The 21,184-nt window shown below is 36.0% G+C and carries 18 protein-coding genes; 11 read left to right on the top strand and 7 right to left on the bottom strand.

The window, feature by feature from the left end; translation table 11 throughout:
* Positions 1-121: 121 nt before the first annotated feature.
* Positions 122-409: a hypothetical protein gene (locus tag FLA105534_RS14185; RefSeq protein ID WP_394368050.1), complete on the top strand. Its 288-nt coding sequence runs from the start codon at positions 122-124 to the stop codon at positions 407-409.
* A gap of 48 nt (positions 410-457) precedes the next feature.
* Here the strand turns inward: FLA105534_RS14185 and FLA105534_RS14180 are convergent, their stop codons facing one another.
* The 6 genes from FLA105534_RS14180 to FLA105534_RS14155 all read right to left on the bottom strand — a co-directional run bounded on the left by FLA105534_RS14180 (position 458) and on the right by FLA105534_RS14155 (position 5,560).
* The gene (locus FLA105534_RS14180; RefSeq protein ID WP_173966776.1) at positions 458-775 is read right to left on the bottom strand and encodes a DUF6787 family protein; all 318 of its coding nucleotides are present in this window, start codon (positions 773-775) and stop codon (positions 458-460) included.
* A gap of 33 nt (positions 776-808) precedes the next feature.
* Complete coding sequence (locus FLA105534_RS14175) at positions 809-1,249, bottom strand: DUF6146 family protein (protein WP_173966775.1); 441 nt, start codon at positions 1,247-1,249, stop codon at positions 809-811.
* 231 nt (positions 1,250-1,480) lie between these two features.
* Complete coding sequence (locus FLA105534_RS14170; protein ID WP_173966774.1) at positions 1,481-2,038, bottom strand: hypothetical protein; 558 nt, start codon at positions 2,036-2,038, stop codon at positions 1,481-1,483.
* Between the two features lie 108 nt (positions 2,039-2,146).
* On the bottom strand, positions 2,147-3,097 hold the full coding sequence (locus FLA105534_RS14165) for a D-2-hydroxyacid dehydrogenase (protein ID WP_173966773.1): 951 nt from the start codon (positions 3,095-3,097) through the stop codon (positions 2,147-2,149).
* Positions 3,098-3,322: 225 nt separating this feature from the next.
* Positions 3,323-4,393: a 3-phosphoserine/phosphohydroxythreonine transaminase gene (gene serC / locus FLA105534_RS14160; protein ID WP_173966772.1), complete on the bottom strand. Its 1,071-nt coding sequence runs from the start codon at positions 4,391-4,393 to the stop codon at positions 3,323-3,325.
* A gap of 93 nt (positions 4,394-4,486) precedes the next feature.
* Entirely contained in the window at positions 4,487-5,560 is a 1,074-nt protein-coding gene (locus FLA105534_RS14155; protein ID WP_173966771.1) for an acyl-CoA reductase, read from the bottom strand.
* Between the two features lie 138 nt (positions 5,561-5,698).
* Here FLA105534_RS14155 and FLA105534_RS14150 point away from each other — a divergent pair, with 138 nt between their 5' ends.
* A complete protein-coding gene (locus FLA105534_RS14150; protein ID WP_173966770.1) occupies positions 5,699-6,049 on the top strand; it encodes a 4Fe-4S dicluster domain-containing protein in 351 nt (116 codons plus the stop codon).
* Between the two features lie 136 nt (positions 6,050-6,185).
* Here FLA105534_RS14150 and FLA105534_RS14145 read toward each other — a convergent pair whose 3' ends face one another.
* Positions 6,186-8,852, bottom strand: a complete 2,667-nt coding sequence (locus FLA105534_RS14145; protein ID WP_173966769.1) for a TonB-dependent receptor — start codon at positions 8,850-8,852, stop codon at positions 6,186-6,188.
* Positions 8,853-9,156: 304 nt separating this feature from the next.
* Here FLA105534_RS14145 and ychF point away from each other — a divergent pair, with 304 nt between their 5' ends.
* The 9 genes from ychF to FLA105534_RS14100 all read left to right on the top strand — a co-directional run bounded on the left by ychF (position 9,157) and on the right by FLA105534_RS14100 (position 21,075).
* Positions 9,157-10,251, top strand: a complete 1,095-nt coding sequence (ychF, locus tag FLA105534_RS14140; RefSeq protein WP_173966768.1) for a redox-regulated ATPase YchF — start codon at positions 9,157-9,159, stop codon at positions 10,249-10,251.
* 156 nt (positions 10,252-10,407) lie between these two features.
* On the top strand, positions 10,408-11,085 hold the full coding sequence (locus FLA105534_RS14135) for a TIGR02117 family protein (RefSeq protein WP_173966767.1): 678 nt from the start codon (positions 10,408-10,410) through the stop codon (positions 11,083-11,085).
* A 386-nt stretch (positions 11,086-11,471) separates the two neighbouring features.
* Positions 11,472-12,386, top strand: coding sequence for a YihY/virulence factor BrkB family protein (locus tag FLA105534_RS14130; protein ID WP_173966766.1), 915 nt, complete (start codon positions 11,472-11,474; stop codon positions 12,384-12,386).
* A gap of 7 nt (positions 12,387-12,393) precedes the next feature.
* Entirely contained in the window at positions 12,394-12,918 is a 525-nt protein-coding gene (locus FLA105534_RS14125) for an NADPH-dependent FMN reductase (RefSeq protein WP_173966765.1), read from the top strand.
* A 3-nt stretch (positions 12,919-12,921) separates the two neighbouring features.
* Positions 12,922-13,899 (top strand): transglutaminase domain-containing protein, encoded by a 978-nt coding sequence (locus tag FLA105534_RS14120; RefSeq protein WP_173966764.1) that lies wholly within the window; start codon positions 12,922-12,924, stop codon positions 13,897-13,899.
* A 97-nt stretch (positions 13,900-13,996) separates the two neighbouring features.
* On the top strand, positions 13,997-15,172 hold the full coding sequence (gene pncB / locus FLA105534_RS14115; RefSeq protein WP_173966763.1) for a nicotinate phosphoribosyltransferase: 1,176 nt from the start codon (positions 13,997-13,999) through the stop codon (positions 15,170-15,172).
* 163 nt (positions 15,173-15,335) lie between these two features.
* On the top strand, positions 15,336-17,207 hold the full coding sequence (locus tag FLA105534_RS14110; RefSeq protein WP_173966762.1) for a DNA topoisomerase IV subunit B: 1,872 nt from the start codon (positions 15,336-15,338) through the stop codon (positions 17,205-17,207).
* A gap of 20 nt (positions 17,208-17,227) precedes the next feature.
* On the top strand, positions 17,228-18,331 hold the full coding sequence (locus FLA105534_RS14105; protein ID WP_173966761.1) for a PDDEXK nuclease domain-containing protein: 1,104 nt from the start codon (positions 17,228-17,230) through the stop codon (positions 18,329-18,331).
* 23 nt (positions 18,332-18,354) lie between these two features.
* Positions 18,355-21,075 (top strand): DNA gyrase/topoisomerase IV subunit A, encoded by a 2,721-nt coding sequence (locus FLA105534_RS14100; RefSeq protein ID WP_173966760.1) that lies wholly within the window; start codon positions 18,355-18,357, stop codon positions 21,073-21,075.
* Positions 21,076-21,184 lie beyond the last annotated feature (109 nt).

The following is a 21,184-nucleotide window of genomic DNA, read 5'->3' as shown; positions in this document are numbered from 1 at the left end:
GGATATGCTTTTTGGTAATGAAAAGCGTTGAAAAGGTGGGAATTAAGAAATAAATTACGATCAAAAAATAAGTTAGTTTTAAAGAATTCTTTTTAAATTCGAATTTCTAAATACGATGAAAATGCAGGAAGCCAATGTAATACATGATGATAGAACAAAGAAACTCCTTTTGGGGCTGATTTTGGATGGGATAGGAATGCTAACCTACAGTATACTGGGGGTTGCAGAGATTGCTGATTTGATCTGGGCGCCAATAGCGGCTTTTATCATGATCAGAATGTACCCGGGAAGAGTAGGAAAAGTAGCAAGTGTGCTGACTTTTGTGGAAGAAATACTTCCGGGAACCGATATTATTCCTTCGTTTACAATAACCTGGATTTATACTTACTTTTTTCAGAAAAGGAAGTAAGGAGCAATCTTAAATCTTTTTAATCGATTTTGTACTTTTTAAGGTAAGTTAAGATTTAGGCTCTTTATCTTTAAACAAGAATCCCAGTCCCATATTTTTAAGCATTTTCTTTTCAAAATTCCAAAAGAAACGGAATTGCCCAAACAGTGTACCAATGGCGACTAATAAAACCTGATAGATTGGAAAAATAATCAGCAATCGGATCAAAGTAAACCAGCCTCCAAAATCTTCTTTGGTAATGCCTAGTAAAACGCAAAAGGGTTTAGACAGCCATGCAGATGCCGATCCTGTGATGGCAAAAACAATTAGTATTATAATGGCTTGTACATTTGAGGTAATACCCCAACGTTTCTTTAGTCTGTTCATTCTTTATTTGTAACGATTACAAATATAAGAACATTATCTTATAGGAACATAACCTCCGAGCTTTTGTTTGTGTGTATTTTGAAAATAAATCATATAGTTATAAATCAGATAATTTACTTCGTAGCCATAATGAATCGTTGGCTGGTAATCAATCCTCATTTCATATAAATTGGGGTCGTAACGTTGTGGTTGTAAAACACGATTGTTCCATTCTGTCACGTACAAATTATTCTTGTTTTCGAGATAAGTTAACGAATAATAATTTCGCGGAAGTGCTCTCGAAGCCAGCCAGGTACTAAAACCATTATCGATGATGATAACCTCATATTCTAAAGAATCATTGGCAATTCGTACTGTATCATTTACAGCAGCAATTGGTTTAGAGGATTTTTTTGCAGAAACAGTATTTTTTGAAGCTGTTGAGCATGCTATTATCGTAAACAGAAGGACTAGTATAAAAAGATATTTTTTCATAATTTTTGTTTGAACCCTAAATTTACAAATAAATGAGGAAAAGGTTTGGAGATTTAACAGTTTGTAAACAAAGGTTCAAAGGTTCAAAGTCGCATAGGTTTAAAAGGTTTGTTGTAACTTAGTTCTATAAAAGAGAAAAGTCTGTTTACATGAATGTAAACAGACTTTTTATTGCTTTGGTTGAGACCTGTGGACCTTTGTAACTTTGAGCCTTTGTCCCTCAAAAAGAAACTATTTCCCAAACAATTTCCCTAGTAAACCGCCAAGACCTCCGCTTTTGGTGAGTGCCATTGCATCGGCTACGTCTACTTTTCCGTCGTTATTTTGGTCGAGGCCAAACTGCATTCCGTATTTATTGATGGTATCCATGATGCCAGAAGCCTGTCCGCTGTTTCCGGAGATTGAGCTTATAATATCTGAAATATTAAAGCTACTGTCGTTTGGATCTTTTGCTTTGTTTACTAAAGAACTCAAAACCTGTGGAATCATGCCTGAAGCGACACCAGCTGAATCGGCGCTGCTTAATCCGAATTTTTCACCAAGACTACCGCTCAATTGCTGTGTTATTTGCTGTACAACAGGATTAGAACTGTCTAACTTTGAAGTTCCGTTGAATAAGCCTGCCAATTGTTCTGCACCTCCTTCTGAAGCAATTTTTTGCAATCCTGAAAATATTGAAGAACTAGTTTCTTGTATAACCGCTTCATTATGCTCATTTGGGACAGCAGCATTGTTTACCACTGCATCACCTCCGTATTGTTGTACTAATTGTGTTAATTGTTCAAACATGATTAAAAGAATTTAGGTTAGAATTTAAACTCAAATTTAATCAAAAAAAGAAAGGGATTTATTAAACGATGTTAATAAATCCCTCCTAAATAATTTATTTTTAATTCATTAGCTTAGTAAAGAAATAATTTGTGAGGCTAATTCTGTACCAATTCTGTCTTGTGCTTCATCTGTAGCAGCTCCAATATGTGGTGTTAATGAAATTTTAGAGTGCATTAAAATAGCCATTTCCGGTTTTGGTTCGCTTTCAAAAACGTCTAATCCTGCAAATGCAACTTTTCCTGAATCTAAAGCTTTTAGCAAGGCTACTTCGTCGATAACACCACCACGGGCACAGTTTACGATTCCAACGCCATCTTTCATAATCGCCAGTTCTTTTTCTCCAATGATATATCCATCCTGAGCAGGAACATGTAAGGTGATAAAATCAGCTTCTTTGAATAAAGACTCTAAAGATTGAGAAACGATAGTAGTAGTGATAGACTGACCGTCGAAAAACTCCACTTTAACGTCTACAGAAGGAATAAAGCTATCTGCAGCGATTACTTTCATTCCTAAACCAAGTGCCATTTTTGCAGTAGCCTGACCAATACGTCCAATACCAACAATACCAAGAGTTTTTCCTCTTAATTCAGTACCGTTTGCGTACGCTTTTTTCAGTCCGTCAAAGTTAGAATCTCCTTCAAGAGGCATATTTCGGTTAGAATCATGTAAAAAACGAACACCGGAAAATAAGTGTCCAAATACCAATTCAGCAACAGATTCTGATGATGAAGCAGGTGTATTGATAACATGGATTCCTTTGCTTTTTGCATAATCAACATCGATGTTGTCCATACCAACACCACCACGGCCGATAATTTTTAATCCCGGACAGGCATCGATAATGTCTTTACGAACTTTGGTAGCACTACGTACTAAAACCACTGCTACATTGTTCTCGTTTACAAAATTAGCTACTTGTTCCTGAGCCACTTTTGTAGTAATAACTTCAAAACCACCTTTTTCTAAAGCAAGAATTCCACTTTTTGAAATTCCGTCATTGGCTAATACTTTCATCTTAGTTTATGTGTTTATTCGTTTATTTGTTTAATCGTACAGATTAGATGATAAACATATATTATAATTTTTTCTTTTTCTTTAGGAGCTAATCCCGCTATCCGTTGTGATCTTTTTTGTTTTTAAAGAAAAAACAAAAAAGGATCTCCACTTCTATCGGGGCTAGGAATTCTGTGTTCAGTTCCTGTTTTTGGCAAACTGCGAACTAAAAACTGCGACTGTAAACTAAACTTTAGTCTCCAAGGCTTTCATTACATCTACTAAAACCTGAACGCTTTCGATAGACATTGCATTGTAGATTGAAGCTCTGTAACCACCAACTGAGCGGTGACCCGGTAATCCTGAAATTCCGGCTTCTTTCCATAAAGCATCAAAAGTAGCAGTATGATCGGCATTGTTCAATAAGAAAGTAACGTTCATTTTAGAACGATCTTCAACCGCTGCAGCACCTTTGAACAGTGGATTTCTGTCAATTTCGGCGTAAAGTAAGTCGGCTTTTGCATTGTTTAGCTTTTCAACAGCAGCAACTCCTCCTTTTTCTTTGATCCATTGTAAGGTTAATAGCGAAACATATACGGCAAAAACAGGAGGTGTGTTGTACATACTCTCTGCTTTAATATGTTTAGCGTAATCTAACATACTAGGAATTGTTCTTCCGCTTTTCTCCAGTATTTCTTCTTTGATCACTACCAAAGTAGTTCCTGCAGGCCCCATATTCTTTTGAGCACCAGCATAGATTAAATCAAATTTAGAGAAATCCAGTTCACGTGAAAAAATATCAGAACTCATGTCACAAACCACAGGAACGTTAGTTACCGGGAATTCTTTCATTTGAGTTCCAAAAATAGTATTGTTGCTGGTACAGTGAAAGTAATCAGCATCACTTGGTATTTCGTATCCTTTTGGAATATGGCTGTAATTGTCTTCTTTTGAAGAGCCAACGATAACAGTTTCTCCAAAAAACTTTGCTTCTTTTATAGCTGCAGTTGCCCACGTTCCGGAATCTAAATAAGCTGCTTTTCCGTTTTCTTTCATCAGGTTATATGGGGCCATAAGGAAGGCTGTGCTTGCACCACCTTGTAAAAATAAGGCCTGATATCCTTTTCCCTGAAGCCCTAATAATTCTAAAGCAAGGGATCGGGCTTCTTCCATAACGGCAACGAAATCTTTGCTTCGGTGCGAAATTTCAAGAATAGAGAGTCCTGAATCATTAAAATCTAAAATTGCTTTTGAGGCTTTCTCAAAAACTTCCTGAGGTAAGATACTTGGTCCTGCGCTGTAGTTGTGTTTTTTCATGGTTGTTGTTAATAGTCGAAAAATTTAAAGACGCAAATTTCGGCAATAGGACCTGAAAAAGCGATAAATTATTCGAAATATTTGCACATATTTTTACTTTGTTGTTAACAAAAACGTTATAGTATCTATGTTATCTGCGTAATCCCACAATCGTGGTTTTTGGGTTTGCCCGAAAGGAATGCTGTTTTGAGTTAAGTCATGGCTCACGATACATTGAATTTGCTCAGAATCAGTCTCTAAACGAGCTTGTAGGTTTTCGATATTTTCATAGAATTCATAAAATACGCTCGAAATAGGAGAGGCGTAACTTGAATCTTCTTTTAAAGTTAAAAAGCCATTGTCTAATAATTTGAAATTACTCATCAAAAATACGGCTTTATTGTAGTCGTAATTGTTAGCATATTTTTCATAATGAATGACATCCTGATACTTAAAAATAGCCTGGAAAAAGGCATCAAAAGAATATCCTTTTGGAACAAAAAGTTTGGATACATTGCGGCATCCCAGACCGAAGTATCTGAAAATATCTTCCCCCAAAGCTTCTAATTCCTCATGAGTTTCTTTTCCGTTTAAAATCGCAACCGAATTTCTGTTTTTACGAATGATCGATGGCTTGTCTTTAAAGTAATATTCAAAGTAGCGGGCAGTATTGTTGCTTCCGGTAGCAATTACCGTATCAAAATTTTCTAGTTTACCTTCCACGAAAGTGATCTTATCTTTTAGATTTTCATCAGTAAAAATCAGGTATTTGGCTAAAAAAGGCAATAAGTGCTGATCGTTTGAAGAAGTTTTTATTAAAGCCTTATTTCCAGTGATTAAAACCGATAAAAAGTCATGAAAACCTACTAACGGAATATTTCCGGCAAGGATCAAGGCGACCGTTTTTTCTGTTTTTTCCGTTTTTTCGAATTCTGATGCATAAGCGGAAAGCCATTTTTCAATATTTTCTTCTGTCAAAGCTTCGGCCCAGGAGTTTATGGCAAAATACACTTGCTCAGGTGTATACCATCCATTGTGAGACTGCGAAAGGTTAATCAGTTTTATGAAATCATCAAAAAACAGGTCATTACCTAAAACCGATTCATTTCGTGTGTTTTCTGCTTCAGAGAACTGACTTAAAAATCGACCTAGTGCTATAAAAGACTGTTTTTTTTCGTTTTGTAACATAAGTAATTTGTTTATGAAAGGTTTTGATTGTAATTTTGCACAAAAATAAGCTATATTAAGTTATAAGGCAAAGCAGAATAAAATGTTTGACATTTTTAACGCAATTCTTATAATTTTTAACTCGTAACTAAGAACAAAATGGCAATAATTATAACTGACGAATGCATAAACTGTGGGGCTTGTGAACCAGAATGCCCAAATACAGCAATTTATGAAGGAGCTGACGATTGGAGATACAAAGATGGAACCAGTCTTTCAGGAAAAATAATTTTACCGGATGGAACTGAGGTTGACGCAGGTGATGCGCAAACACCAATTTCTGATGAAGTATATTATATCGTTCCGGGAAAATGTACCGAGTGTAAAGGTTTTCATGACGAACCTCAGTGTGCTGCTGTATGTCCGGTTGATTGTTGTGTGCCAGACGATAATCACGTTGAAGACGAAGAAACTTTGTTGAGCAGACAGGCGTTTTTACACGCGGAGTAATTATTTTCTGTTTTAGATAATAAAAGAAATCCTGAGTTTGCACTCAGGATTTTTTTATACCTTCATTTGCCTGGTCTGGTAAAGTTGAACTTCTTTTTCGACTTAGCTTGCGAAGATAATATGGTGTTTGAATTTTTTAAAAATTAAATCCAAGTCTCGCATAGTAGTAAGCTCCACTGAACCCCATCTGTACAGCATCCCAGTAACCACCTGCTTCAGTGTTTCCTAGCTCGTCTTGTTTTGTTGGGTAAACGTTGAATAAGTTATTGCTTCCAACACTTAATTTTAGGTTTTTCGTTAGTTTGTAACCAACGGTTAAATCTGTAATTAATCTGGGATTGTATACGTCGTTTTCATCGGCGTAGTCTACTAAAACGACTTTACTAAAACGGGTGAATGCTAAACCGGCATCAAATTTATTTTTAGCATAGTTTAGATTTAAACCAAATTTGCTGTCCGGAGCCGAAGACAATAAGAATGCTTTTTCACGTCTTCCAAAGAAAGTACCTTCGTCTAAGGTTCCATTTTTTACATTATCAATTTTCATATCATTGATGTTTCCAACCAAAGTGGCACTAAACAGTGATTCTCCGAATCTTTTCTTCCAGGCCAGAACTAAATCTAAACCATGAGTGCTGGTATCTACACCGTTAACAAAAAACTGTGCTTTGTCGACACCAAGATTTAAAGGAGTAGCATCAAAATATCCGGTAAGAACGATACGGTCTTTTACCTTAATGTAATAGCCATCAACTGTTGCTGTGAAATCACCAAAAGAAGCAGTGAATCCCAATGAAGCATTTACCGCTTTTTCTTCATTTAGTTTCTGAATTCCAAAAGCTTTGGTAACAGGGCTGTTGTTTGGTGCAAGTAAAACTTCGGTGGCTCCTCCTGCATTAAAATTTGTAAAACGTAAGTTGTAATAAATTTGTGCCAACGAAGGGGCACGGAAACCGGTACTTACAGATCCTCTAAAGTTAATGTGCTCTCCGGCTTTTACTCTGGCGGCTAATTTACCGTTTAAAGTGCTTCCAAAATCACTGTAGTTTTCAAAACGAACGGCGGCACTTAATAAAAAGGCTTCTGTAATGTCTAGCTCAGCATCTGTATATAAAGATAAGTTGGTGCGGCTTTTGTCTACGGTATTTAAAGGACTGTATCCCGGAAAACCTTGTGATCCTCCCGGTCTGGAAATTGTTGGGGAAGAAGTAGGGTCTGTAGGATCATAATCCGGATTTGGAATTGTTGGTGCACTTTGTGTTGTAGGATTGGTTATAGGTCTGCCGTTAGTATCGTAAGTAGCATAAGAGCCTTCTTCTCCTGAGAAAATGGTGAATTTTTCGGTTCTGTATTCTGCTCCAAAAGCAAGATTTAAGCCGTTTAATACAGAATCGTAGTTTTTAGAAAGATCAAAGTTGGTTGTGTTTTGGGTCAGACTGTGTCCTCCTGCATCAAATTCTGTTGGAGATTTGTCTTCTAATGAAGCATTTATAGTTCCTTTGATGTAGTAATGAAAAAGGTTTTTACCATAAGTATTACTAATATCAATATTCCATCCGCTGGCGGTTTTAGTTCTAAATCCTGCTGCCAGAGAATTATCGATAATATTAGAGGTAATTCTAGGGGTGTAGCCACCCGGATAAACCGATTCAACAACTCTTTCTCCTCCGTTTCGGGTAAAAGCATAAGCGTCTGTATCTCTGTAGTTGCGACCTCCAAAAGCATAAAACTGAGTTTTTTCGGAAACGGGGATTGCTAAATTTCCAAAAAGATTAAAACTCTGAATAGAAGCATCTCCAAAACCTTTTCTAAAATCGTAAGCAGGTCTTAATGTTTTGTTTTTATTGATGTACTCCGTGGTGAAATTGGCATATCCGCCTTTTTCACCAATTGCAACTCCATAGTTGGCAGCTACTTTTACAGATCCGCCGTCAAAAGACTGATTTTTACCATAAGAATTTCCATTGCCGTTTTGGTCCAGTCTGAAGTTTTTGGTATTTGGAGTTCCTTCCAGGAAATCGCCTTTTGCATTGGTATTAAACACACCGTAGGTTACAGATCCTGTTAATTCGTCTACATTGTCATTTAGCACAATATTTATAACGCCGGCAATAGCGTCAGAACCGTATTGTGCTGCAGCGCCATCTCTAAGAATCTCAATTCTTTTGATAGAAGTGGCCGGGATTGCATTTAAATCTGTTCCTGTATTTCCACGTCCACGTGTACCAAATAAATTAATTAGTGATGATTGATGTCTTCTTTTTCCGTTAATCAAAACAAGCGTCTGATCTGGACCCAAACCTCTTAAAGAAGCAGGATCTACGTGATCGGCACCATCAGAACCGGATTGTTTGTTAGCATTAAATGAAGGAGCAACATATTGCAGTAACTGATTGATTTCTAGTTTACCACTTTGAGTCGTGACGTCCTGCACATTAATAACGTCAATTGGAACAGCCGAATTTACAACAGTTCTTTTTGTATTTCTGGAACCTACAATGACAACATCGTTCAGAACCTGACCTCCATTTTCGTCTAATGTAACATCGGTTTTACTGTTTGAGGATGATTTTTCTACGTTTGTATATCCTACGAAACTAAAAATTAATACGGCACCTTCTTTAACTTTTATAATGTAACCGCCTTCAAAATTGGTAGATACGCCATTTGTGGTTCCTTTTTCAAGAATATTAACTCCGGGTATCGGATTACCTGATTTATCCTTTACAACTCCTGATATTTCTTTTTGGGCAAATAGAAATGCTGTGTTAAATAGAATTATTAATAATGCAATCTTTTTCATAGTTACTTGAGTTTGGTTTATTTATTCTTGTTGGTCTGTTATAAAAGTAATTATTTTTAACAAAAAATTAATAAAAAGTTTAATTATTTTTAAGACAAGGCTTTAAAAAACATTAATCGTCATTTTTACTTCACTTGCGAGCTATTAAATCTTATATTTGCAAAATTTTAAAGCCAAAAAATAATATTTTGGCAGAAATGCTAAGTGAATACGTAAATTATAACCTGTTAAAAGTGATTCCTGTATATTAAATTAGGAAGGACTCAAAAAAACAGGTTCACATAAAAACAAATAGAATCAACAGATGAAAGCAGGAATTGTAGGATTACCAAATGTTGGAAAATCAACATTATTTAATTGTTTATCTAATGCAAAAGCACAAAGTGCTAACTTTCCGTTTTGTACAATCGAACCTAATATTGGGGTTGTAAACGTTCCGGATCCAAGAATTAACAAATTAGAAGAATTAGTAAAACCAGAGCGTGTACAAATGGCAACCGTTGATATTGTTGATATCGCAGGTTTGGTAAAAGGTGCAAGTAAAGGAGAAGGTCTTGGAAACCAGTTTTTAGGAAACATTAGAGAGTGTAATGCTATTATTCACGTTTTGCGTTGTTTTGATAATGATAACATTGTTCACGTTGACGGAAATGTAAACCCAATTCGTGATAAAGAAACGATTGATATAGAACTTCAATTGAAGGATTTAGAAACAATCGAAAAACGTCTGGAAAAAGTAAAACGTGCAGCTAAAACCGGAAACAAAGAAGCTCAGACAGAAGAGGCTTTGTTAAACCGAATCAGAGAAGCATTGTTACAGGCAAAATCAGCAAGAACCATTATTCCTCAAAACAATGACGAAGAGGTTTTAATGGAAGCGTTTCAGTTGATTACTGCAAAACCGGTATTATATGTTTGTAATGTTGACGAAAGCTCTGCTGTAAACGGAAACAAATATGTAGATCAGGTTCGTGAATTGGTAAAAGATGAAGAAGCTGAAGTTATTATTCTTTCAGTAGGAGCAGAAGCTGATATTACAGAGTTAGAAAGCTACGAAGAGCGTCAGGTATTCCTTGAAGATATGGGATTGACTGAGCCGGGAGCTTCGGTATTAATTCGTGCAGCTTATAAATTATTAAAACAACAAACTTACTTTACGGCTGGTGTAAAAGAAGTACGTGCCTGGACAATCAATATTGGAGCTACAGCACCACAAGCTGCTGGAGTTATTCATACTGATTTTGAAAAAGGATTCATTCGCGCAGAGGTAATTTCATACGAAGATTATGTGCATTACGGTTCAGAAGCAAAAGCAAAAGAAGCTGGAAAATTCAAAGTTGAAGGAAAAGAATATATCGTAAAAGATGGTGATGTAATGCATTTCCGTTTTAACGTTTAATCTTCTTAGAAAATAGAGTAAAGATTATAGAAAATAGAGGAAACTGCTGGAGAAATTCAGCAGTTTTTTTATGTTTTAAAGAATTTGGAAAATTTTGGCTTAAAAATTGGTTACAGGAAATTTAACCAATTACTAATCTAAAATCAATCAACCAAAATGCTAAAAAAATCATTCAAATTTCTGGGTTGGACTCTTTTTGGAATTTTCACCTTCCTTGCATTGTATACTACATCAGTTCTTATTATTTCAAAAATCACTGTTAATTCTGATGTCACGGAAGTGAATGAGAAAGATGCTATTCCAATTTACATCCTTTCAAACGGAGTTCATACCGATATAGTAGTTCCACTTGTTAATGAAGTGAAAGACTGGCGAAAAGAAATTCAGTTTAGTCAGACACAAGCTAATGATACACTGGCAACATTTGTAGCTTTTGGATGGGGTGATAAAGGTTTTTATCTATATACGCCGGAATGGTCAGATTTAAAAGCGAGTACAGCTTTAAAAGCAGTATTTGGAGTAAGTTCGTCAGCGATGCATACCACATTTTTCAAACAGTTAAAAGAAGGAGAAGATTGTAAACGTATATTGGTTTCAAAAGAAAACTACCAAAAGTTAGTAGTTTATATTTCAGAAAGCTTTAATAATCCCACAAACCCAGAGTGGATTAAGGGTTATAGTTACGGAAGCAAAGATGCTTTTTATGAAGCTAAAGGAAGTTATAGCCTTTTTTATACTTGTAACACCTGGGCCAATTGTGCCTTGAAGGCAGCCAATCAAAAAGCAAGTTTGTGGACGGTTTATGATAAAGGGATTTTTTGCCATTATCAATAAAAGGAGAAAAGCTGTTTTGTGAGCGTGTAGTCCCTACGGGACAAAAGCTTTGGGTGATTAGGAATGTTACCAATATTGAATCTCTACGAGATATTTTTTAATTTTAGATGTTATTATTGTGTGGTTTAACGAGACAAAGATCATGGTTGATTACAAATGGCAATAACATTTAGTTTCTATAAAATAAACTCCGATAGGAGTTAAATTTCGGTAGAAAAAGAATTAGATCCCATTGAAAAATGTCCCGTAGGGACTATATGTATTTCCATATGAAATTTTATAGGTAAGAAGGATACATGGTAAAAATATAAAAATTGACTGTAATACAGGAATTTAATCTTTTGATTATTCTTTAAATTTGAAAGAACATCAAAAAAACGAATCTTGTGGAAAAGCAAAATATATTATCCAAAACCTGGTATTTACTGAAAACCACTTTTTTAGAGTTCAATGATGACAATGCGATCAAGTTAAGCGCTGCTTTATCGTATTACACCATATTTGCATTGCCTCCTTTATTGATTATCATTATAACGATTTGTGGTTTCTTTTTTGGAGAAGAGGCGGTAACAGGTGAGCTGTATGGACAGATAAACCGATTAGTAGGCAACGATGCTGCGATTCAGATTCAGGATGCCATCAAAAATGTACAATTGACTGACAGTAATGTTTTTGTAACGATTTTTGGAGTTGTGATGCTTTTGATTGGTGCTTCGGGGGTTTTTGCTGAAATACAGAGTTCTATTAATTTTATCTGGGGGCTGCGTGCCAAACCCAACAAAGGCCTAAAAAAGTTCATTCAAAACCGAATCATGTCTTTCTCTATGATTGTTTCTGTTGGTTTTCTAATGCTAGTGAGTTTAATGTTAAATGCTGTTTTAGATCTCTTAAACTCCAGACTCAAAATATATTTAGAAGATAGCACGGTGTATTTATTTTATGTCATAAATTTGATAATCGTTTTGGTAAGCATCACATTGCTTTTTGCAATTATATTCCGAACTTTACCAGACGGGGTTATAAAATGGAAAGATGCTTTTATTGGGGCCGGATGTACAGCGGTTCTTTTTTTGATTGGCAAATTTGCGATTGGATTTTATTTAGGAAATTCAACAATAGCGAGTGTTTACGGTGCAGCCGGATCGGTAATAATTATTTTGGTCTGGGTGTATTATTCGGCAATCATTTTGTATTTTGGAGCTGAGTTTACCAAAGTGTATGCCAAATCATTTGGAGGACAAATTGCTCCAAACGAATACGCTGTAGAAATAAAAAAAGAGATTTTTGAAATTAAAAAATAATACCACTATGAAAATTATAGCCTTTGGAGGAAGTAACAGTCAGCATTCAATAAACAAACATCTGGCGACTTATGCTGCCAGTTTATTTGATAATGCAACAGTTGAGGTTTTGGATCTCAATAATTTTGCCATGCCTTTATTTAGTGTTGATTTAGAAAAAGAAATCGGTCAGCATGAGTTGGCAAAAGCATTTTTGCAAAAGATTGAAAATGCAGATCTTTTAGTGGTTTCTTTGGCAGAAAACAATGGGAATTATTCTGCCGCTTTTAAAAACTTGTTTGATTGGAGTTCCAGAATAATGAAGGAAATCTTTCAGCAGAAACCAATGCTGTTATTGGCTACTTCACCTGGGCCAAGAGGGGGAGCTTCAGTTTTGGAAATTGCCAATAATGCTTTGCCGAGATTTGGTGCACAAATTAAAGCTACTTTCTCATTGCCTGCGTTTAATGCAAATTTTGATTTGGAGGAAAATAAAATCTCAAATGCAGAGTTAGATAAGGAACTAAAAGACATTATTAAGTCTAGTTTTTAATTTATGATCCTAAAAAAGATTGCCTTTAGCATTTTACTTCTGAATTTTATCTTCCTGCATTCGGTACACGCCCAAAAATATGATGCCATTGATAATATTGTACTCAGGTATCCTGCACATTTTAGTACTGTAGAAAATCTGGCAGATAGAATCCAAAAAGACTTTACTTCAGATCGTGATAAAGCGAGAGCGATTTACAGTTGGATTGCTTTAAACTTAAAATACGATTACAAATCCTATCTGAACCCGCCAAAACCAGTTCGGTTTAGTTACAAAAATGAAGCCGAAAAACAAGCGCAGATCAAGCTTATAAAAGATAAAACATGGCAGCAAGCTTTTGCATCTCAAAAAGCAGTTTGTGAGGGTTTTACACTGCTGTATCAGCAGCTGGCTTTCTTAACAGGTTTGAAATGTGAAGTGGTCAGAGGAGATTCTAAGCGATTGCTGAGTGATATCGGACGTGAAAATTCATTGTCCAATCATTCGTGGAATATCGTTCAGATAGAAGGAAAGTGGATATTGGTTGACGTAACCTGGGGACAGGGCTATTACGACGGCAACAAGAAGGTGGCGGTGAGTCATTTTACATCCGCTTATTTTGACACCGATCCGAAGTACTTTTTTGCGAAACATTTTCCGGATTCCGGTACCTATCTCAATACAAAATTAAGCAAAGAAGATTTCCTGAACGGACCTTTGATTTTTGATGCTACAATTGAAGGTGATCATGAAATTTTGAAACCCAATTCGGGAATTATTCATGCAAACGATGGAGACAAGATCACTTTCAGAATAAAAAATATCTCAAAGACAGATACATTATATTATCTGAAAAATGGGAAACCTGTTAAAATTGAAGCTCCTAGAGAAATAAGAGGGGCTTTGGAATTTGAAGTAACCTATGATAAAAAAATAGGCTCATTTATTACTTTTTTTCTCGATCGGAACGGTATAATGGCATTTAAAATTCTTCCGAAGTAAGCCAAATGGGCGATCTTTGTGCAAAGTACTTTCTTCTTTTACCGAATTGCCGTATCTTAGCGTATAAGGTTTTTGAAATTAACTTAGCAGCCAGATCATGGAAACAACTTTTCCGAAATCAATTTTAGATAATGATTTCTATAAATTTACAATGCAGCATGCTGTAATCAAACTTTTCCCGAAGTCTCAGGTTTGTTATGGTTTTATAAACAGGGGAAAACATGATTTTCCACCGGGTTTTGGAGACTTACTTCGGAAATCGGTAGATGCAATGGGAGATTTGCGGTTGACAAAAGAAGAAAAGCAATACTTATCCAGTCATTGTTCTTACTTAGATCCCACTTATTTTGATTTTTTGCAGGGCTATAATTTTGACCCGTCTGAAGTTCAAATTACCCAGACAGGTTCTGAGTTAAAAGTTACAGTTGAAGGATACTGGTACCGGACAATTTTGTGGGAAGTGCCCTTGATGGCTCTAATTTCGGAATTGTATTATAAAACTGGTCATTTACTTCGATCAGACGATGAAACTTTGAGAAGTCTGACCAAAAGCAAAATAGACAATTACAATAAAATCGGAGTTTCGATTCTGGAGTTCGGAACGCGTCGTCGTCACTCATATGATGTGCAGGCTGTGGTAAATGAAACACTCCGGGAATTTGGTGCGGAGAGTTTTATAGGCACAAGTAATGTTCATTTTGCAATGACTAACAACATACGGCCTTTGGGTACGCACGCTCATGAGTGGTTTATGTTTCATGCTGCACAATATGGCTTTAAAATGGCCAATTCAATGGGGCTGGAACACTGGACACAGGTGTATGGCGGTGATCTTGGGATTGCCCTGACAGATACTTATACTACGGCTGTATTTTTCGAACAGTTTGATAAAAAGTATTCCAAGCTTTTTGACGGAGTACGTCACGATAGCGGTGATCCGATTGAGTTTGCAGAAACAGTAATTTCGCACTATGTCAAAATGGGAATTGATCCGAAATCGAAAGTCATTGTGTTCTCTGATTCGCTGAATTATGAGAAGGTAAAAAATATTACCGATTTTTGTAAAGACAAAATTAAAATGTCATTTGGTATCGGAACCAATTTTACCAATGATGTTGGTTTGCGATCGATGAATATGGTTATAAAATTGACAGAAGTTAAGCTGAACGATACCCATTGGCAAGGCGTTGTAAAACTTTCTGATGAAAAAAACAAAAATACGGGAACGCCCGAAATGATTGCTTTGGCGAAAGAGGTACTGGGAATCAAATAGTATTTTTTTGTTCAAATTCTGTTTTTTTATATTTTTAGGAACTTTATTATTTTAAAATCAATGTAAATAGGGTTTAAAGCTGTTATGATTCGTAACAAAAAGAAAAATACGCTTTCATTTTTTGACTATAAATGGTACATTAGCCAAAAATCCAATTCACCTTATGCTAGAGCAAAATCAATATACCGAAGATAACATCCGATCACTCGATTGGAAAGAACATATCCGTATGCGTCCCGGAATGTATATCGGGAAATTGGGAGACGGATCTTCGCCGGATGATGGTATTTATATTCTTTTAAAAGAAGTTTTAGACAACTGTATTGATGAGTTCGTAATGGGCTCAGGAAAAACTATCGAAGTGACTATCAGAGATAAAACGGTTTCGGTTCGTGATTACGGGCGTGGAATTCCGTTAGGAAAAGTAGTTGATGTAGTTTCGAAAATGAACACGGGAGGGAAGTACGATTCTAAGGCTTTCCAGAAATCGGTTGGTTTGAACGGTGTCGGAACAAAAGCGGTAAATGCATTATCCAATTTTTTTCGTGTAGAATCAGTTCGTGATGATAAACAAAAAGGAGCTGAGTTTTCTGCAGGAAATTTGGTTCTTGAAGAAGATATAATTGAAACAACAAAGCGAAAAGGAACAAAAGTAACCTTCATTCCTGACGAAACGATTTTTAAAAATTATAAATTCCGTTTAGAATATGTAATTAAAATGGTGAAGAACTATTGTTATCTAAACAATGGTTTGACGATTATTTTCAACGGAGAAAAATATTATTCCGAAAATGGACTTCGCGATTTATTAGAAGAAACCATAAATGCAGAAGATCTTGAATATCCAATTATTCATTTGAAAGATCATGATATCGAAATCGCTTTAACGCACAGTAAAACGCAATACAGTGAGGAATATCACTCTTTTGTTAATGGCCAGAACACCACACAGGGAGGAACGCACTTAGCGGCCTACAGAGAAGCCATTGTAAAAACCATTCGTGAGTTTTACAATAAAAACTTTGAAGCATCCGATGTTCGTAAATCGATTGTGAGTGCGATTAGTATTAAAGTTATGGAGCCGGTTTTTGAGTCTCAGACCAAAACAAAATTAGGTTCTACTGATATGGGTTCTGATGACGGAACACCACCGGTTTCGGTTCGTACTTTTGTAAATGATTTTATCAAAAACAAATTAGACAGTTATTTACATAAAAATCCGCCAACTGCAGAAGCTTTATTGCGTAAAATTCTACAAGCGGAGAGAGAGCGTAAAGAATTATCAGGAATTCGTAAACTGGCAACAGATCGTGCTAAAAAAGCGAATCTTCATAATAAAAAATTAAGAGACTGTCGTGCGCATCTTCCCGATACAAAGAACCCACGAAATCTGGAGAGCACACTTTTCATTACCGAGGGAGATTCGGCTTCCGGATCGATTACCAAATCGCGTGATGTGAATACACAGGCAGTTTTCAGTTTGCGTGGTAAGCCTTTGAACTCTTACGGAATGAGCAAGAAAATTGTGTATGAGAATGAAGAATTCAATTTATTGCAGGCAGCCCTGGATATCGAAGACGGACTGGAAAAATTACGTTACAATAACATCGTAATCGCAACCGATGCCGATGTCGATGGTATGCACATTCGTTTACTGTTGATTACTTTTTTTCTGCAGTTTTTCCCGGAATTAATTAAAGAAGGACATTTGTATATTTTGCAAACGCCACTTTTCAGGGTTCGTAATAAAAAAGAAACCATCTATTGTTATTCTGAAGAAGAACGAAAATCTGCAATTGAAAAGTTAAAACCAAAACCAGAAATCACCCGATTTAAAGGTTTGGGAGAGATTTCACCGGATGAGTTTAAGAATTTTATTGGAGAAACCATTCGTCTTGACCCAATTATGATGGATAAAAATACTTCGATAGAGCAATTATTGTCTTTCTATATGGGGAAAAATACTCCAGACAGACAAGAATTTATTATCAAGAATTTGAAAGTAGAATTGGATGCAGTTGAAGAGGAGGTTTAAGATTTAAATAAAATATACTATTGTCAGACGGTCTTCAAAATAAAGTTATTTTTCAGCAAGTTGCCGAGTTATTGCAAAATGCGCGGCAACAGGTTTTACGTACCGTAAATTCAACAATGACAATTACTTATTTTGAAATTGGAAGAATAATTGTTGAAGAAGAGCAGAACGGAAAAGACAGAGCTGCATACGGAAAACAGCTTTTAAAAGGCCTTTCTAAACAATTGACAGAGGAATTTGGTAAGGGTTTTTCGGTTGAAAGTTTGGATCGTATGCGGAAGTTTTATCAAATTTATTCAATTTCGTCATCACCGATGACGAAATTGCAAAATAGAATTCCCCAGTCATTGACTGGGGAATTGAAAACAAAGAAATCACAGTCAGTGACTGAGGAATTTCAATCTCAAAAAGTGCAGTCATTGGCTTCGTTTTTCAAATTAACTTGGACTCACTATATTTTCTTAATGCGAATTGAAGATGAAAAGGAAAGACGTTTTTATGAAATTGAATCTGAAAAATACAATTGGAGTGTTCGTGAGTTAAAACGGCAATATGATACAGCACTTTATACCAGATTAGCTTTAAGTCGTGATAAAGAGGGGATTTTAAAACTTTCAGAACAAGGTCAGATTATTGAAAAACCGAAAGATATTATAAAAGATCCTTATATATTGGAGTTTCTGGGACTACCCGAATTAAATCAGTATTCCGAATCGCAATTGGAAGAGGAGATTATCAATAAATTAGAGCACTTTTTATTGGAGTTGGGGCATGGTTTTACTTTTGTTGCCAGACAAAACAGAATTACTTTTGACGATAAACATTTTCGAATCGATTTGGTTTTTTACAATAGAATATTAAAGTGTTTTGTACTGATTGATTTGAAAATAGGAGAGCTGAAACATCAGGATTTAGGTCAGATGCAGATGTATGTGAACTATTACGATCGGGAAATGCGATTGGAAGACGAAAACAAAACAATTGGAATTGTACTTTGTCAGAACAAAAGTGAATCGGTAGTAAAATATACTTTACCGGAAAACAATGAGCAAATTTTTGCCAGTAAATACAAAACAGTATTGCCAAGTGTTGAGGTTTTAAAAGAGCTCCTTGAAAATAAATAGAATTATAATAAGAATATAATTAGATGAAAGACGAAGAAGACGATAACATCATTCCGGGCGACGACGAGAATAATTCAGAAGAAAACCTGGATAACATTCAGGAAGGAGATGACGATGAAATTATCGATGTAGATGCCAAACATTTTGAAGGAGCGCATTTTTACGAAAATCAGGAACAGGAGGGAGAAGACGTAATTACCAAAGTTACCGGAATGTACAAAGACTGGTTTTTGGACTATGCCTCGTATGTAATTTTAGAACGTGCCGTTCCGGCGATTGAAGATGGTTTTAAACCGGTTCAGCGTCGTATTATGCACTCTTTAAAAGAGCTGGATGACGGTCGTTATAATAAAGTAGCCAATGTTGTTGGTCACACCATGCAGTATCACCCACACGGAGATGCTAGTATTGGTGATGCTATGGTGCAAATTGGGCAAAAAGATTTATTGATTGACTGTCAGGGTAACTGGGGTAATATTTTAACAGGTGACGGAGCAGCAGCTTCCCGTTACATTGAAGCACGTTTGTCAAAATTTGCTTTGGAGGTTTTGTATTCGCCAAAAATTACCGATTGGGGTGTTTCGTACGATGGTCGTCGTGCAGAGCCAAATAATCTTCCGGTTAAGTTTCCGTTGCTTTTGGCACAAGGAGCAGAGGGAATCGCGGTTGGACTTTCGACTAAAGTTTTACCTCACAACTTCAATGAATTAATTGATGCTTCGATCAAAATTTTAAAAGGAAAAGCTTTTACCTTATATCCTGATTTCATGACACAAGGTATTGCCGATGTGTCGAATTATAATGACGGACTTCGTGGCGGACGTGTACGTGTACGTGCTAAAATTGCTCAGTTAGACAAGAATACACTGGTGATTACACAAATTCCGTTTTCAACCAATACTTCGAGTTTAATTGACAGTATTTTGAAAGCCAACGAAAAAGGTAAAATCAAAATCAAGAAAATTGAAGACAATACCGCGGCCGATGTTGAGATCTTAATCCATCTTTTTCCGGGAGTTTCTCCGGATAAAACCATAGATGCGTTGTTTGCTTTTACAGCCTGTGAGACTTCGGTAGCACCTTTAGGTTGTGTTATTGAAGACAATAAGCCTTTGTTTATTGGGGTTTCTGAAATGTTGAAAATATCGACGCACAGAACCGTTGATTTGCTTCGTCAGGAGTTGGAAATTCAATTAGAAGAATTAAAAAACAAATGGCATTTTTCGACTTTAGAAAAGATCTTCATTCGTGAAGAGATGTACATTGATTTCAAATTGTATTCTGACAGAGAATCACTTTACAAATATTTATACGATCGTTTTGATCCATTCAAAAAATCATTCGTCAGAGAAATCAACGATGAGGATTTACAGCGATTGACTCAGATTCCGATGATTCGTATTACCCGCTTTGACTCTGATAAGGCCGATGACTTTATCGCAAAGTTGGAAGACGAAATGAAGGAGGTAGAATACAATCTCGCAAACTTAACGGATTTTGCAATTGCTTATTTTACTAAGTTAAAAGAGAAATACGGAAAAGGTCGCGAACGTCAGACTGAACTTCGTGTCTTTGATAATGTCGAAGCTACAAAAGTGGTTTTAAGAAACACGAAATTGTACCTAAATCGAGAAGAAGGTTTTGTTGGAACCAGTTTAAAGAAAGATGAATATCTAGCGGATTGTTCTGATATTGACGATGTTATTGTGTTTTTGCGCGATGGTAAAATGATGATTACAAAAGTGGATACCAAGACATTCGTTGGAAAAGACATTATACATGCTGCAGTTTTTGATAAAAACGATAAACGCACGATTTACAATATGATGTACCGCGATGGAAAATCAGGTCCTTCTTATATAAAACGTTTTAATGTTACTGGTGTGACGCGTGATAAACCTTATGATTTAACGAATGGGACCAATGGATCACAAGTCGTTTATTTTTCGCATAATCCGAATGGAGAGGCTGAGGTTGTTACCATCCTATTGCGTCAGATTGGAACGATAAAGAAATTGAAATTTGATATTGATTTTGCTAAATTAGCGATCAAAGGAAGGGCTTCAAAAGGAAATCTGGTTACGAAATACCCAATCAAAAAAATTGAATTAAAAGAGAAAGGTATTTCGACGCTATTGCCAAGAAAAGTGTGGTTTGATGATACGGTGAAACGTTTGAATGTTGACGCCAGAGGAGAATTGTTGGGTGAATTTAAACCAAGCGATAAAATCTTAATTATCAGTCAGAGTGGTAAACTAAAGGTTATTATACCTGAATTATCGACTCACTTTGATGAAGATATGATTGTCCTGGAGAAATGGAAGCCTAAGAAACCAATTTCGGCTATCTATTATGATGGAGAAAAAGAACGTTATTTCCTGAAACGTTTCCTTGTTGAAAATGAAGGAAAAGAAGAAAGTTTTATTACAGATCATCCGAATTCGCAATTAGAAATTGTATCTACAGATTACCGTCCGTTAGCCCAGTTGGTTTTTTCAAAGGTAAAAGGAGTTCAAAAAGAAGATTTGCATATTGATGTTGAGGATTTTATTGCGGTAAAAGGTTTTAAAGCACTAGGGAATCAATTGACGGCCGATAAGCTGAGACAGGTTAATTTGTTAGATCCGCTGCCTTATGAAGAACCGGTTGAAGAAGTTCCGGAAAGGAAACCAGTAGATTCTGAAGATGAATCTGTGGAAACAGAATTAGATGACGACGGCCAAATAGGTCTGGTTTTAGAATAATAAAAAACGAAAAACGCTAAGATACTCTCTTAGCGTTTTTTATGTTTCCAGGTGTTAAAACGTGCTGGATTTGTTGAATAAAATGCTTCCAAACGGAAACTTAATAGTT

It is taken from the genome of Flavobacterium collinsii (assembly GCF_902804485.1).
Taxonomy (GTDB): domain Bacteria; phylum Bacteroidota; class Bacteroidia; order Flavobacteriales; family Flavobacteriaceae; genus Flavobacterium; species Flavobacterium collinsii.
Note: the sequence above shows the minus strand (reverse complement) of the source record. Positions and strands in the feature narration are given on the sequence as shown.